The sequence below is a fragment of the Corynebacterium sp. SA-MJD20WY100 genome (genome assembly GCF_039822565.1).
In the GTDB taxonomy this organism is placed as follows: Bacteria; Actinomycetota; Actinomycetes; order Mycobacteriales; family Mycobacteriaceae; genus Corynebacterium; species Corynebacterium phoceense_A.
On the sequence record NZ_JBCJKS010000004.1, the window covers coordinates 146057 to 160879 of the forward strand.

At 63.0% G+C, this 14823-nt stretch carries 15 protein-coding genes; 9 read left to right on the forward strand and 6 right to left on the reverse strand.

Annotated elements, in window-relative coordinates; translation table 11 throughout:
- Positions 1–82 precede the first annotated feature (82 nt).
- A complete protein-coding gene (locus ABJ196_RS03785; RefSeq protein ID WP_347305287.1) occupies positions 83–1510 on the forward strand; it encodes an RNA polymerase sigma factor in 1428 nt (475 codons plus the stop codon).
- Between the two features lie 243 nt (positions 1511–1753).
- Here the strand turns inward: ABJ196_RS03785 and ABJ196_RS03790 are convergent, their stop codons facing one another.
- The gene (locus ABJ196_RS03790) at positions 1754–2581 is read right to left on the reverse strand and encodes a hypothetical protein (RefSeq protein WP_347305288.1); all 828 of its coding nucleotides are present in this window, start codon (positions 2579–2581) and stop codon (positions 1754–1756) included.
- 601 nt (positions 2582–3182) lie between these two features.
- On the opposite strand from ABJ196_RS03790, the gene ABJ196_RS03795 reads away from it, so the two are divergent.
- The 8 genes from ABJ196_RS03795 (at position 3183) to ABJ196_RS03830 (ending at position 11526) form a co-directional block, all read left to right on the forward strand.
- Entirely contained in the window at positions 3183–4082 is a 900-nt protein-coding gene (locus ABJ196_RS03795; RefSeq protein ID WP_347305289.1) for an ImmA/IrrE family metallo-endopeptidase, read from the forward strand.
- Positions 4083–4182: 100 nt separating this feature from the next.
- The gene (locus ABJ196_RS03800) at positions 4183–4833 is read left to right on the forward strand and encodes a hypothetical protein (protein WP_347305290.1); all 651 of its coding nucleotides are present in this window, start codon (positions 4183–4185) and stop codon (positions 4831–4833) included.
- A gap of 179 nt (positions 4834–5012) precedes the next feature.
- Positions 5013–6515 carry an SLC13 family permease gene (locus ABJ196_RS03805; RefSeq protein ID WP_347305291.1) on the forward strand — a complete coding sequence of 501 codons (1503 nt, stop codon included), beginning with the start codon at positions 5013–5015 and terminating at the stop codon, positions 6513–6515.
- 32 nt (positions 6516–6547) lie between these two features.
- The gene (locus tag ABJ196_RS03810) at positions 6548–7771 is read left to right on the forward strand and encodes a glycerate kinase (RefSeq protein ID WP_347305292.1); all 1224 of its coding nucleotides are present in this window, start codon (positions 6548–6550) and stop codon (positions 7769–7771) included.
- Positions 7772–7962: 191 nt separating this feature from the next.
- On the forward strand, positions 7963–8439 hold the full coding sequence (locus ABJ196_RS03815) for a hypothetical protein (protein ID WP_347305293.1): 477 nt from the start codon (positions 7963–7965) through the stop codon (positions 8437–8439).
- A 279-nt stretch (positions 8440–8718) separates the two neighbouring features.
- Positions 8719–9255 carry a hypothetical protein gene (locus tag ABJ196_RS03820; RefSeq protein ID WP_347305294.1) on the forward strand — a complete coding sequence of 179 codons (537 nt, stop codon included), beginning with the start codon at positions 8719–8721 and terminating at the stop codon, positions 9253–9255.
- 72 nt (positions 9256–9327) lie between these two features.
- Complete coding sequence (locus tag ABJ196_RS03825) at positions 9328–10812, forward strand: ATP-binding protein (protein ID WP_347305295.1); 1485 nt, start codon at positions 9328–9330, stop codon at positions 10810–10812.
- A 36-nt stretch (positions 10813–10848) separates the two neighbouring features.
- On the forward strand, positions 10849–11526 hold the full coding sequence (locus ABJ196_RS03830; protein WP_347305296.1) for a response regulator transcription factor: 678 nt from the start codon (positions 10849–10851) through the stop codon (positions 11524–11526).
- A 100-nt stretch (positions 11527–11626) separates the two neighbouring features.
- Here ABJ196_RS03830 and ABJ196_RS03835 read toward each other — a convergent pair whose 3' ends face one another.
- From ABJ196_RS03835 to ABJ196_RS03855, 5 genes are all read right to left on the reverse strand, one after another.
- Complete coding sequence (locus ABJ196_RS03835; protein WP_347305297.1) at positions 11627–11935, reverse strand: CAP domain-containing protein; 309 nt, start codon at positions 11933–11935, stop codon at positions 11627–11629.
- Positions 11936–12368: 433 nt separating this feature from the next.
- A complete protein-coding gene (locus ABJ196_RS03840; RefSeq protein ID WP_347305298.1) occupies positions 12369–12839 on the reverse strand; it encodes a hypothetical protein in 471 nt (156 codons plus the stop codon).
- The gene (locus tag ABJ196_RS03845) at positions 12839–13207 is read right to left on the reverse strand and encodes a hypothetical protein (RefSeq protein ID WP_347305299.1); all 369 of its coding nucleotides are present in this window, start codon (positions 13205–13207) and stop codon (positions 12839–12841) included. Before ABJ196_RS03845 ends, ABJ196_RS03840 begins: the two co-directional genes overlap by 1 nt.
- 169 nt (positions 13208–13376) lie before the next feature.
- On the reverse strand, positions 13377–14072 hold the full coding sequence (locus ABJ196_RS03850) for a hypothetical protein (protein WP_347305300.1): 696 nt from the start codon (positions 14070–14072) through the stop codon (positions 13377–13379).
- A 340-nt stretch (positions 14073–14412) separates the two neighbouring features.
- Positions 14413–14781 (reverse strand): hypothetical protein, encoded by a 369-nt coding sequence (locus ABJ196_RS03855; RefSeq protein WP_347305301.1) that lies wholly within the window; start codon positions 14779–14781, stop codon positions 14413–14415.
- Between the last annotated feature and the right edge of the window lie 42 nt (positions 14782–14823).

Here is a 14823-nt window from a genome sequence, read left to right on the forward strand (position 1 = left end):
CGCTGTTCATAGCAATGGCTATTTGAGGAGCGCCACACGGCGCCCCACCGGTCCATTGAAGGCACAAGGCGAAAGGGCTTACGTGGCAGCCACTGACTCTTCAGACAAGGCACTCGGCGACAACGCAGAGGTCGACGCTTCCGGCACGCGCACGGCCAAGAAGACGACGAAGAAGACCGCCAAGAAGACTGCTAAAAAGACGGCCAAGAAAACCGCCAAAAAGACTGCGAAGAAGACGGCTAAAAAGACCGCCAAGAAGGCAGTAAAGAAGACGGCGAAGAAAACTGCGAAGAAATCGGCAAAGAAGACCGTCAAGAAGTCGACGCGTTCCAAGGCGACGTCCCCGGAGGAAACCAGCACGGCAACCGACGAGGAGGAGCTCGAGGATCAGGAGCACCTCGACGAGGACGACGACGTGGACTTCGACCCGAATCACGAGGACCTTGAGGACGAGGACCTCGACGAGGACGATGACGTCGCAGACGACGAGGACGAGGACGACGAGGAAGGCTCCTCCGTCTGGGACGAGGAAGAATCCGCACAGCTGCGTCAGGCCCGCAAGGACGCCGCGCTCACCGCCTCGGCAGACTCCGTGCGCGCCTACCTCAAGCAGATCGGCAAGGTCGCCTTGCTGAACGCCGAGCAGGAGGTCTCCCTGGCCGAGCGCATCGAAGCCGGCCTCTACGCCCAACACAAGCTGGACGAGGCCACGGCTGCCGATGTCCCCAAGGAGGCCCAGCTCAAGCCGTCTGAGAAGCGCGACCTACGCGCCATCGCCCGCGACGGCCGCAAGGCAAAGAACCACCTCCTCGAGGCCAACCTCCGACTCGTCGTTTCGCTTGCGAAACGCTACACCGGCCGCGGCATGGCCTTCCTCGACCTCATCCAGGAAGGCAACCTCGGCCTCATCCGCGCGGTGGAGAAGTTCGACTACACCAAGGGCTACAAGTTCTCCACCTACGCCACGTGGTGGATCCGCCAGGCCATCACGCGCGCCATGGCTGACCAGGCCCGTACGATTCGTATCCCGGTCCACATGGTCGAGGTCATCAACAAGCTGGGCCGCATCCAGCGCGAGCTCCTCCAGGATCTGGGCCGCGAACCCACCCCGGTCGAACTGGCCAAGGAAATGGACATCACCGAGGAAAAGGTGCTGGAGATCCAGCAGTACGCTCGTGAGCCCATCTCCCTGGACCAGAACATTGGTGATGAGGGCGACAGCCAGCTCGGCGACTTCATCGAGGACTCCGAGGCCGTCGTCGCCGTCGACGCCGTCAGCTTCACCCTCCTCCAGGACCAGCTGCAGGACGTGCTCACCACCCTGTCTGAGCGTGAGGCCGGCGTCGTGCGCCTGCGCTTCGGTCTCACCGACGGCATGCCGCGCACTTTAGACGAAATCGGCCAGGTCTACGGCGTCACGCGCGAGCGCATCCGCCAGATCGAGTCCAAGACCATGTCCAAGCTGCGCCACCCGTCGCGCTCCCAGGTCCTACGCGACTACCTCGACTAATTCGAGCCGTATCGTGCACCGAAGCGCACGCAGCGCTTGCCGATGCCCCCTCCGCGCCGCCCCATCCGGGCGCGGCGCGGAGGGGGTTTCGCGTCTCTGAACGTCTTTAGACTTCGCACGGAACCACCAGCTTCCCCGACCGTGACCGCGAACTGTCGGAGAAACACTAACTACGCCACTTCCCAGGACTTGACCGCCGTCTCCCATGGATCATCAAGGAAGACGGCGAAAGCGTGCGCCTTACTACTGGACAGCTACAAATTTCTTGTCCGCAAACATCGCGGGGCGTACAGAAAGTACTCCTTGGTCCACAGTCGACGCCGGAACGGCAATGGCAATATCGCCGGTCGTGCTTGCGCCTTGGTAAAGCGTTCCCACATTGTCAAAGTTCGAGTCCATGGTTACTACATGGTCGTAGCTGTTATAGGTCACGCCATCCGGGGAGACGTATTCCACCGTGGCCTCCGGAATAGTCCCTTCTGGTACATCCTTCTTCAATGTCGCAGTGATATTGACAATAATGTACTGCTGCCCCTCCGGTGCCGCTTCATTGAAGGGATTACCCGCAGCTACCTGTTCGGTGCCATTAAGGTTCACGCTATTGACCGTTACGGCCCAATCGTCGTTCTCAATTGTGGTCCCCAGCGGCAACGGGGTGTCCCGCGTGTCCCCAGCAGCAGAAGAACCTGGGTCTGAGGCACCAGGCTCCGGGGACGCGGAATCGGCAGAAGGAACGTCGTTGGACACCGTTGTGTCGCCACCTGTCGCCTCCGAAAATGATTCTCCAATTACTGCGACAAAGACGATCACCGCGATGATAGTACCGACAATCGACAAGATCACGGCAGCAATAGCCGTACCCTTCTTCTTGTCTCTGCCGAAGAGCCCGACAAGGCCCAAGATGAAGGCGATGGGCAGCAGGACCCATCCGATAATGAGCGCCCCTTTCACACACGAGAAGATGATGCCCAGGATGGCAACAACGAGCGCAATGATTCCAATAATGTTGCGCTTGCCCGTCGGCTGCACAACTTCGGATGCCTGTGACGCAGGCGAGATAGGTTGAGTCATGAGTACTCCTCGAAGTATCAGCAATGGAGCAAAGGCCGAATGACCGATGCTGTCTTTGAGAGACAGAGAAAGTACATCACGAGACACTCACATGACTTTCCTTCAAGGGAACTCATGTGCGATTGTCAGAAATCCTGCACGCCCCGATTCGTCGAACGAAGAATCAGGATTGCTGTAGACAAACTAGCTTGCTGATCATTTTCAGCTCTACTCACTATGGAAAATGAGGAACTACACCGTTGCGAACGCTGAGATATGCGGATCCCTCAAAAAAGATTGCAAGTACGGGAGTAGAACATTCATTCGCGCTTCAGGATTCATGTTTTCCCCCTTACCTATCCTGTCAGCAACCGTGTCCAGTTACGCTGAAGGTTATTCCGACCGACGACGATGATTCCATTGTCTTCAACATTCAGGCCATGTGACCTGGCGTTTTCGCTGTCTGCTGACACTTCACGAGAAAGTCCACACCATGCTCTCCTTCACGTGACTCGATACCGCGCGTACCTTTCGCGGCCTCAGCGCTGAGGAAGCATGTACTCGCTTGGGGCTAGACATCAGGCAATGGCAGTCATTCGAAGCAGACGGAGCACCGGTTGCTTTGGCAGAGCAGCTCGCAATCGCTTTGGGATTCCGTCAAGGCTTTTTCTATCGCCCGGCTCTGTCGGACGCTTCCCAGGCCCGAGGCGCATTTCGTGCCAAGGCCCGCGTCTCTTCGCGAACGCGACAAGCAGCTCGTGCCAGCAGTCTCATCGGCACCGAGGTCTACCACTGGGTGCGCGCACACTTCAGCCTGCCGGCGCTCGACGTCCCTGACCTCAGCAACGAAACACCACAGATGGCAGCCCAGCTCCTGCGCAGCATATGGAACTTGGGCACGCGCCCGGCGCCCAATCTTGTGCAGTTGTGTGAGTCGCGAGGGATCTCCGTCGCTGGTCTCGGGCTCGACGACTTGCTGGGAAAAACTCACGAGCCTGTCGACGCCTTTTCATTGTGGGATGACGGTCGCCCCTACATCTTTACTGCGCGTCGCCGTAGCCCCGAAGGCGAAAGGTTCACGCTGGCTCACGAGCTCGGCCACCTCGTTATGCACCCCAACGATCCCGCGACGCCTGAGGCTGAATCCGAGGCCGATGCCTTTGCCGCAGAATTCCTCATTCCGCGCACGGCGTGCTTCGAATACCTTCCCTACAACCCATCGTTGGAGAGGCTTCTCGAATCCAAGACCGCCTTCCGCGTCTCAGCCGTCGCAGCCGCACGGCGCGTGCACGAAGTCGGTCGTTGCTCAGACTGGCATTACACGGAGCTCAATCGCATCCTTACGCTGCAGGGATTCCGCTCCGCCGAACCTGGCGGTCGTACCTTTTACGAACGCTCGCGCGTCTTTGACACGATCGCAGGCAACGATAAGTATTCGCTTCACGATATGGCGGCTGAGCTTGGACTGCCCACCGAATTGGCCCGCAGTTTCGCGCTCCAGACACGTCTTTCGGTGGTGTAATCTCGCACAGCTTCACATCACGGTACAGCATCTACCATAACCCCCAAGGCCAGTACCGGATCTGAACCAGTTTCTCGACGACGGGTCTTCCGTCGAACTTATGGAGTTCCTCAACGGACTCTCCTACGCCGAGCGCGTCGCTCGCGAGGAGGGCATAGATGAAGGCACGCCCGTCGGCACGAAATACTTCGATGAGCTCTGGGGCGAGGATTCTCCGGAGTCCACCATGGCGCAGGCCGTGGCGGCAGTTCTAATACCCAACGACGAGCGTACGCCACGGACTCAGGAAGGACTCGCCTCCCGCGAGCACGAACTGCCGGGGTGGGCCGAAGGCCTCACCCAGGCGAGCATCGGCGAAGTCATCGAGTCCACGCAGTACGCCGGCGACATCGTCTCCTACGCACTCGAGCTCGCCATCCCTGGCTCGGAGCCGGTGGCCGTGAACGTCTCGATCGACCTCACGGAGACCAACAGCGCCATCTACGACTGTTTCGCGCCGGAACTCCCGCTCGACGCCGTCCGCGACGTCATGCGCCGCAATGAGGATCAGGAACGCACCGTGACGGCCCCAGTAGCGGGTCTGAGAGCACACCATGCCCTACTGCCTCATCACCGTCCCTCTCGGCATCGTTGCCTTCGCGCTTGCCCATGCCCCCGCTCCCACCCCGCTCAAAATCCTCGCCGTCGTCGCCGGACTCTCGCCACTGCTCATCGTCTGGCGCATCTACGCCGTCATGAAGCGCCGTCATGACGATCGTCTTCGTCGTCACCGGCGGCGCCTTCCCCGGACCGGGATGACTGTAGTAGCGACTCCAACGCACGACAACGCAGTTCAGCGTGAGATGAACGTTTCCTCACCCTGACTTCATCGAGGCTTCACGCCCCGTTTCTACCTTGAGTTCCATCACCTTCTAACTCAAGGAGAAACCGATGACTACCCTGCTTTCCCATCCGTCGTTCACGGCGGGCCCGGGGGACCAACACCGCGGGCCGGACGACGTGAAACGAGAGCCCGCACAAGACCAGCCCAGCAAGCCCACACAGGTCGTCCGCCGCGTGCTCCAGACACTCACCGCTCTCGCGGCCGCCGTCGGCGCATGGGCGGCGGCCGCGCCGCTGGGCGGCAGCGCCCCATTCGTCGCCACGATCTTCGCGCTCGCCGTATGGGCGTGGATGGCCACGACGATCAACGACACCTTCGTGGCGCTGGCCGCCACGGTAGCGCTCGTGGCCGGCGGCGCGCTGACCGCCGAAGACTTCTTCGCTCCACTCGGCGCCTCGCTCACGTGGCTGCTCATCGGCGCGTTTGTCCTTGCCGCGGCCGTCACGCAAACCGGCCTGGCGGTGCGCATTGTGGCACGTGCCTGCGCCCACGCCGTCACTGCCCGTGCGCTCGTCCACACGGTCGCTGCCCTCGCCGCCGCCACGGCCTTCGCGGTGCCCGCTACGAGCGGACGCGCAGCACTTCTGCTCCCCGTGTTCGGAGCACTGGCCACTACTGTGGTCCAGACGCAGCCGTGGCTGACCAAGGTCCTCGCGCTGCTCATCCCCACCACGGTGCTCTTCACGGCGGCGGCCTCGCTCATCGGCGCGGGCGCGCACCTCATCACGGTGCAGGTGCTCACCACCAGCGGCGAAGACCCCATCACCTTCACGCAGTGGCTTATCTGGGGCGTGCCGTACGCCGCGATCATGACTGTCATGAGCGCCGAGATCGTCCTGCTCGCCTTCACCACGCCCGCACAGCGCGCGCAACCACTGGAGCTTAACCTCGCGGAAAAGACGCCGACCCCACAGCGCCACGCCCAACAACGCACGGCCATCGCGATCCTCGCGGGCGCCGTCATCGCATGGCTCACCCAGTCTCTCCACGGCTTGGACCCAGCGGTCGTGGCGGTGGTCGCGGCGCTCCTCGTCACGGCCCCGGGCATCGGGGTCATCAGCCTGCCACAGGCGATGAAAAAGGTTCCCTTCCACCTGCTCATCTTCATGGCGGCGACTGTCGCGCTGGCGCGGGCGCTCATGGACTCCGGAATCTCGGAGGCCCTGGGCACGTGGGCGGCCAGCCTGCTGGGTGACAACCCCATCGCCTTCGTGTGGGGCATCATCATCGCTTCGGCACTGGCACACCTGGTCATCCAGTCGCGCTCGGCGCGCTCGGCGGTGCTCATCCCGCTCGTCGTGGCGCTGGCCCCGCAGATGGGTCTCGATCCCGTCGCCGCCGCATTCGCGTCCACGGTCGCCGCAGGACTCAGCCACACACTTCCGGCGAGTGCGAAGCCGCTGGCTATCTTCGCCGCCATCGACGACCACCCGACCTTCGACCGCCGCGACCTCATCCGGCTGAGCCTCATCCTCGCACCCCTGCACATCGCCGTCACCGGCGCATGCGCCTTCTTCCTCTGGCCAGTCCTCGGCCTGTCCCTCAACTAACACAACCAGAATAAATACAAGGAGTACGTATCATGACCATCTTCGTTCCCGAGCGCATCGTCGTCGCTCCCTCCGGTTTCAAGGAGTCCCTGTCCGCCATCGAAGTCGCCGACGCCATCGCAGCCGGGATCCGCCGCGTCATGCCCGGCACCCGCGTGGACACCTACCCCGTTCCCGACGGCGGCGAGGGCACCGTCGACATCCTCGCCGCCCGCCCCGGCGCGGTGACACACACCCTAGAAGTCACCGGACCCGTCGGCCAGAGAGTCACCGCCCACTGGGTCGAGTTCCCCGCGCGACGCCTCGCCGTCATCGAGATGGCCTCCTGCGCGGGGCTCACCCTCGTGCCGCAGGACCTGCGCGACCCCGGCGCGACCACCACCTACGGCGTGGGCGAGCTGCTCCGCCACCTCCTCGACCGCGATATCGAGACCATCATCGTCGGCTGCGGGGACTCGGGCACCTCGGACGGCGGCGCCGGCGCGCTCGCCGCGCTGGGCGTGACAGCCAAGGACGAACACGGAAACGAGCTCGCCCCCGGCGGCGCACACCTCCGCCACGCTCGCAGTCTCGACACCGACAAGCTGCACCCGCGCCTGAACGACGTCGACATCATCCTCGCCTGCAATATCCACAACGTGCTCACCGGTAAGCGCGGCGTCGCCCGCGTCTTCGGCCCGCAGAAGGGCGCGACTCCCCAACAAGTCGAGGAGCTTGAAGCAGGCCTGGAGAACTTCGCCCGACTGCTTCACGGCCATTTCCAGCCAGCGGCAAACATTGTGACGGGGCCGGGCTCGGGGGCATCGGGAGGCTTGGGCGCGGGGCTCATGGCCCTCGGCGCGCAGGCGCGCAACCGCTTCGAGGTCCTGCTCGATGAGGACTTGGACGAACTGCTCGCGCAGGCGGACGTCGTCATCACCGCCGAGGGCGCCATCGACTTCCAGACCCCGCGCGGCAAGGTCCCCGCGGAAATCGCGCGCCGCTGCCAGGACTCCGGCGTCCCGGTCCTCGCGCTCGCCGGTTCCCTCGGCCACGGCGCGCCCGCGGTCCATGACTGCGGCATTGCCGCCATCCAGTCCATCATGACAGTGCCCATGGAGCTTTCCGATGCCGTCTCCCAAGGCCGTCCCCTCCTCGTCGCTGCCGCGGAGCGCGCCATGCGCATGCTCCAGCTCGGCTGCGCCGTCGCCGGCCGCACGGAGGCCAAGCTCCGCGAGCGCTACCACGCACCCGCCACCGTCCTCCCCGCGGCCTAACCGCCGCCACTCCCCTGCACATTTCCCCAGTTCAACGCACTTTAATCCAGATGAAGATCCTCTCATGTTGGCTTCATCGCCTTTTCATGGCCAGTCCTCATACTGGTTCATGACCGCACAGGTCACCCCACTACACCACAACGCACAGCACCGGCCCACACCGGGGGGCCGGGACTGGGAAAGGACACCTCATGCACTCCACTCCGACCTCCACGACCGCAACCACCACCCGCCGCCTGCGCACCAGCGTCCTCGCCGCCGCTGTCGTGACACTGGGCACCGCCGGCGCCGTCGCCGTTTCCGCCACCGCTGGCGCTGACGATGCCCCCGGGCCGACTCCCGCCGCCACTTCCCCAGCCGACCTCGACGACGACCGTGATGACTGGGGCGATCTGGACGATGACCGCGACGACGCGAACGACGATCTCGAGGGCGACGCCGACGACACCACCGGCACGGATGACGACCGCTTCGACGACGACTGGGACGACCGCGACGACTGGGATGACCGTGATGACAACGACGACGCCGACGATGACAATGACGAGGCCTGGGATGACCGAGATGACCAGGACAACCGCGACGACTGGGATGACCGTGATGACAACGACGATGACGAGCACGACGACGATGACCAGGATGACCAGGATGACCACTTCGATGACTAAGACATCCGACGCCGCGCGGTAGCCCGCCGCGCCCACTATCCTCCTAGCCGCGCACAATCGCTTGCGCGGTTTCCGCGTTCTTGTCCCCCAGGCTTGCGACACCGAGCCCGCGAAGATGAAAAACTTTCATCTTTGTTTCATGGAGCCCTCACGGACGCCGTTCATACTGGTGACAGGCCTAACAAGTACCGACTAATGCACAGCACACCCCGCAGGTGAACCACATCTCCCGCCCCGCCTGCTGGGGCACCGTCTCCACTGCCTGTAGAAAGGACTCTCATGGAACCGCCGACCAGCCCCGAGACCAAGCAACCGTCCGCGTTGCAGCGTTTCGCGCCGATTATCGCCCTGGGCATCCTGCTGGTTGTCATCGTGGCGAGCACCATTACGCTCACCTCGCGCTCGAGCGACAACGTCGACCCGGCCGCTGACACCATTCGGCTCAGCGCGCCGGCGACAACATCGGTGACATCCTCGTCCGCAGCACCGTCGACCTCGCGGTCCACGGACCCGAAAGCGGAGCCAGCCTCCCCCGGCGATGATGACAATACTAACGGCGATGACTCCACGAATCAGAACCGCGGCACCGTTGCGCCGGGACCGTTGGCCCCGGCGCAACAGGCACCCGTGTACCAGGCGCCAGCACCACAGGCTCCCTCCTACCGAGCTCCAGCGCAGCAGGCACCAGTCCAGCAAGCACCCGCTCCGGCAGCGCCCCCACTGAACTATCAGACGTGGGATGATGACGACGATGATTGGGACGACTATGACGACGACTATGACGACGACTGGGATGATGACGGAGACGATGACTAGCCACCGCATCGCTCTCCCGGCCGGCTCACCCCGCTGATTTCCACCGACCACCACGACCCCAAGGACCACCGCATGCGCTTTCCCGCCCCAAGCTCGCTGCGGTGGTCCATCGTATTCGGCTTTACGGTGACCATCGCGGTCATCCTCGCCGGCGTGTTCATCATTACCCGGTCCATCCTCATGGACTCGGTGACTCAGCACGCCAATGATGACGTGGTCCAGGAGCTCAGCGAGTTCAATAGCTTTGCCGCCGAGGGCGTCGATCCGCGCACCGGCGAGCCGTTCGCAGACGCGGAGACCCTCATTACCACCTACATGGCCCGCCAAATCCCCGGCGAGGACGAGCTCTTCCTGGGGCTGCTTAACGCGAAGCACCAGCTCGTCCAGCCAGACATGGAAGGCTTTGCCCGCAGGCTCCCGGACGTCATCGACATTGGTGACCCGCTCATTGCGCATATCCGCAACTCGAACACCCACGGCGGGTTCGTCGAATCCACCCAGTACGGCCCCGTTCATTGGGGCCGCGTCGCCATCAACACTGGTGGTGAGGAAGACGACTACTTCATCGTCGCGGTGTTTACCCACGACGCCCGCGCCGAGGCCGCCGCGCAGATCCGTCAGGTGGGTCTCGTGGCACTGGTGGGCATGGCGCTCGCGATCTTGCTCGCGTGGCTCATCGCGGGCCAGATCATCGCGCCCGTGCGCCGCCTGGAGAAAGTCTCCACGCGCATCTCCAACGAGGACCTCACCGCCCGCGTGCCGGTGAAAGGTACCAACGAGATCGCGCGTCTGTCGCGCACCTTCAACGCCATGCTCGACCGCATCGAGGAGGCATACGCACACCAACGCCAGTTCATCGATGACGCGGGCCACGAACTGCGCACCCCGATTACGGTGGTGCGCGGACAGTTGGAGCTCCTCCACACCGCGGACCCGGAGCAACAACAACGCTCCATCGCCCTCGCCACGGCGGAGCTCGACCGCATGGCCCGCATGGTCGAAGACATGCTCACCCTCGCCGTGGCGGACTCCGGCGAATTCGTCCATACCCGTCCCACGGAGATCGCGGAACTCGTCATCGACATCGCGGACAAGGCGGAGACTCTCGATGACCGTGTCATGCTCACCGAGCTTGCCGAGGGCACCTATGACCTCGACGCTCAACGCATTACCCAAGCCCTCCTTGAGCTCATCCGCAATGCGCTGCGTTACTCCGAGGACCAGGTCGAACTCGGCGCCACCGTCACTCAAGACGCAGGACTCGAACTCTGGGTCCGCGACCGCGGCCCCGGCATTAACACGGAGGAGCTCGACCAACTCTTCGGCCGTTTTAGCCGTAGCGAGCACGCCACGGACACCGGCGCCGGTCCCCAAACCCGTCCCGGTGGCGCGGGCTTGGGACTGTCCATCGTCGCGGCCATCGCCAAGGCCCACGGCGGCGCGGTTTTCGCCCGCAATAACGACGCCCGCAGCAACGAGGGCGCAGGCGCCACCTTCGGTCTTACGCTTCCGCCCTCAGCGCACGAAACCCCAAACGTCAGCGAGCCCGAGCGCTAAGCTAGCCCCAACGACAACGAAAGTACGACTAACCTCATGAGCCGAATTCTCATTGCCGAAGACGACCGCGGTATCGCGGATTTTATCTCCCGTGGACTCAAGGACGCGGGCTATACCGTCGACGTCGTCGCGTCGGGGCCCGAGGCTTTCGCCGGTGCCCGCAGCAACGAGTACGACCTCCTCATCCTGGATCTCGGCCTGCCGCACATGGATGGCCTCGACGTCCTCGAGCAGTTGCGCGTCCTCCAAGTCGGCGTGCCCATAATCGTGCTCACCGCGCGCACCACTATCGAGGCCCGCGTCAAGGCCTTGGAGGGCGGCGCGGACGACTACGTGCCCAAGCCTTTCCAGTTCGCCGAGCTCTTAGCCCGCGTGCGCCTGCGGCTTGCCCCGCGCACCCTGGCCGCTGGGACGAGTTCAGCTCCTGGGACTTTCACCATCACGCACGAGGACGTGAGCCTTGACCTACGCACCCAACGCGTGGAGGTCGCCGGCACGTCCACAGACTTGTCCCGCCGCGAGTTCGGTTTGCTCGAGACCTTCCTGCGCCACCCCGGCCAGATTCTCTCGCGCGCGCAGCTGCTCTCCATGGTCTGGGAGATGGACTTTGATCCGGGTTCCAACGTCGTGGACGTCTATATCCGGACGCTGCGCAAGAAAATCGGCCCCGAACGCATCGAGACCGTCCGCGGCTCCGGCTACCGCCTCGTCTAGCCTGCACAACCCCGTTGCGCAGTCACGAACAACACCGGAGAACGTCAACGACCCCACCTCCCACACGAACATGGGAAGGTGAGGTCGCGGCATTCAAGCGTTAGCGCTCGTTGTGGTCATGCCAGAACTGCACCACGAACCACATGCCCTTGTACGGGCCCGCGGTGTACTTCGCGAAGCCGTGTCCCACGGCAACAGAGGTCGTGTAGTACATGTCCTCGCGGTGACCATCCGTCGAGTCCTTCCAGACATCGATGGCCTCGGTCGGGTCACCGACCGCAGCGATGTGCTCATGCGGGCAATCCGTGTAGGTCCAGCAACTGAAGCTGCTGTGCTCGAACTCGCCCAGCGCGGCCTCGTGCTCTGCCCACTTCTGCGCGATGGCGTTGAGCTCCGCAGACTCAGACACGGGTGCAACCCCCCTCCGAGGCACGGAACTCGTTGAGCTGCTGCATGAGCGACGCACTCACTTGCTCCGGCGTGCGCACCTCCGGCTTCGGTGCAGGCTGCGGCGCCGACTTCGGTGCAGGCTGCGGCGCCGGCTGGGAATTGGTCCCGTCCGACTGCGAGGAGTCATTGGCGTTGGGGCTTGAGGAACCAGTATCGCCCTGGACCGCGCCGAGATGGCGCCGATAATCGAAATCACCGTGACGATAAGGCCGATGATTTTGTTGATGTCAATATTCATAGTGACGTTCATAAGAGTTCACTCCTGAAGAGATGGCGAAGGGAATAGTGGTCCTGAGCAGACCGAGAAAAACAAAGCCTTAACGGATACTCCGCGTAATCTAAGGATTATGGCAGGCGCTATTCGTGCCCCTTATCGGGGCCACGGGCGGCGGTCATCCTGGACCGTCGCGCAGAAGTGCGTGTACGTTGACCCGCACCTCCTCCGCAGCGAGGACGCTGCGCAGGCGCTCCGACTCATCCGGGGCAGTGCGCACCCGCACCGCCGCAGCCATAATCTGCTCGCGGATACGTGCCGCCATGCGCGGGTCCTGTGCGAAGGCCTCCTGCAACGGGCTTCCGATGCCCTGGGTGACCGCCGCGTAGTCCCACTCCAGCAAGAGCGCATCGAGGTCCGCCGCGGATTCCGTGCCCAGCGCGACAATCTCCGCGTCGAGCTCGTCCTGGACCGCGCCCTTGCCGGTGTCTTTCCACGCGCGGTAGATGAGCATCCCGGCGTAGCCCACACCGCCCACGGCCACGGCCAGACCCGCGACCCACAGCGCAATGGCAAGCGCCCACACTGCAATGGCGACAAGAAGGACGAAGCCGATAATCCCGCCGCAGCCGCTACTCTTCGAGTTCATTAGCTGCCCTCCCTCAGGGATTGCATCCAACCGGCCGCGCCCTGCATGATGGCGATACCGACGAGCACGGCCACTGCGGCGAGCACGAGTGCCACCACCGTGATGATGACGGCGGTGCCCACGCTCTTACCTCGGTCCACGCGATACTCCGCGACGGCATCGAGCGTCGCCTCGCGAAATTCGGCCAAGATAACCGGCCCGTGAATCTGCGCGCGCAGCCACCGCAGCTTCGCCACATCAGCAACCGTCAGCGGCTGCACCGCCGGTGCGGAGGCCACCGCGGGCCGCTCCGCATGGTGCGCCACGAGCCGCTCTGTGGTCTGCTCTGTCAGCTGCTCAGCGGCAACTGGGTCGTACTTCTTATTCATGCTCTTTACCGTAGAGCCCACCCCCAACACGACCCCGCGACCGGACACTGGGCTTCGAACGGTTGTTTCTCTTCCCAGCTTCAAGACGTGAAAGAACCCCGCGGTGGCGACAGTTCAATGAACGAGCCTCAGCGGGGTTCGTGCGACAATCAACGCCGCACCAGCGGTCTTACTGACCGAAGGAGCTATTGACGTTATCCTCGACGCACTTTTGCTGCTCGGCGGGATCCGTGATGTTCATGCACTCATCCAGGTTCGCGCTGTTGAAGATACCCACGCCAATAACTGCGAGCACAACAATGAACAGCAGCGACAGGACGGAGAGCACCAGACCCGTAACAGACATCCACGTGCGGCGTGCATCCTTGGGTAGCTTGCGCGCAGTCACGAGCGCCACGATGCCCAGGATGATGCCAATCGGGCCGAGCAGGAGGGGCGGGACGACAAAGATGCACGACAACAGCGCGAGAATACCCACGCCCAACGCCCACGGCGCAACTTTCGACTTCTGCGCCGCAGCCGCGCCCCAATCACCGGCACCCTGGTAACCCTGGCCGTAGCCCGGAGTACCTGCGGCACCATAGCCCGTGTAGCCAGAGCCAGCACCCGCACCGGTGCCATAGTCAGCGCCTGCGCCAGTACCTGCACCATAAGCGGTGCTGCCCGTGCCACCGGCCGGGTACGAGGTACCCGTCGGGTTCGCATCGCTCGAGCCGTAATTGGGCAGGCCCTGGCCAGCACCGGCGCCGGGGCTCGTGGAACCGTTCGAGGGCGTCGCACCGTTCGCGGCACCATCGCCAGCACCATTCGCGCCAAAGCCGCCGTTCGATGCGGAGTCGCCGTAAGGATTATTCGGGGTGGTCATCGTCGAGCCTTTCTCGTGGTCGCTATCACTAATTCAGTGTCCCCACCCTACTGGTAGTCAGTATCAGCGTGCTGAGGACCACCCCCAGGTGATGGTGACACGGTGCTCACCAATAACACGACATTACCGACTCTTAGCAGGGGCAATGCCCCGAGTTTTTATGTGGCTGAATCAACTAGTCCCCATCCACATGACTTCACCATGCAATACGAATCGTCGAACCATTTTCATGGGCCATAACTAACTTTCAATTAGGTCCTCTTGGTGAGGGCAAACGTCGCATTTCAATCTGTATTCGAGGCAACCGACGAATGCGGAATGCGACGCGATGTCTGATTTATTATTGCCATCTTGCGTGCGCAGCCACCAAAGCGTCCCAGTCTAAGTTCGACGCGTCGATCATCTTCTCGTCCACGAGCAGGTACTTCCACCGCTGTCCTGCGAATTTTTCGATAGTCGGAACCTCGGCTAGCGCGTCGAGTGCAGCCTGCGCTTTGTCCTGTACATCAGTCGAGTAAATGTCGCGCGATGATTTGCCCTCTACCACGTAGTAGGTGTTCGTAGACTCCTCGAACACGACGAAATCCGGGTAGTAGAACTTACCTTTAGTGTCTACAGCGAATCGCGCGGCGCGGTCGTAGTTCTCCGTCTGATAAAGGCGCTTCCACCACGTCAGAGGGTGTCTGATGGTTTGTGTGTGGGAATCCATCCCGCATAAGGAGATAAGCCAGAATGACTACTGTGGCACGAC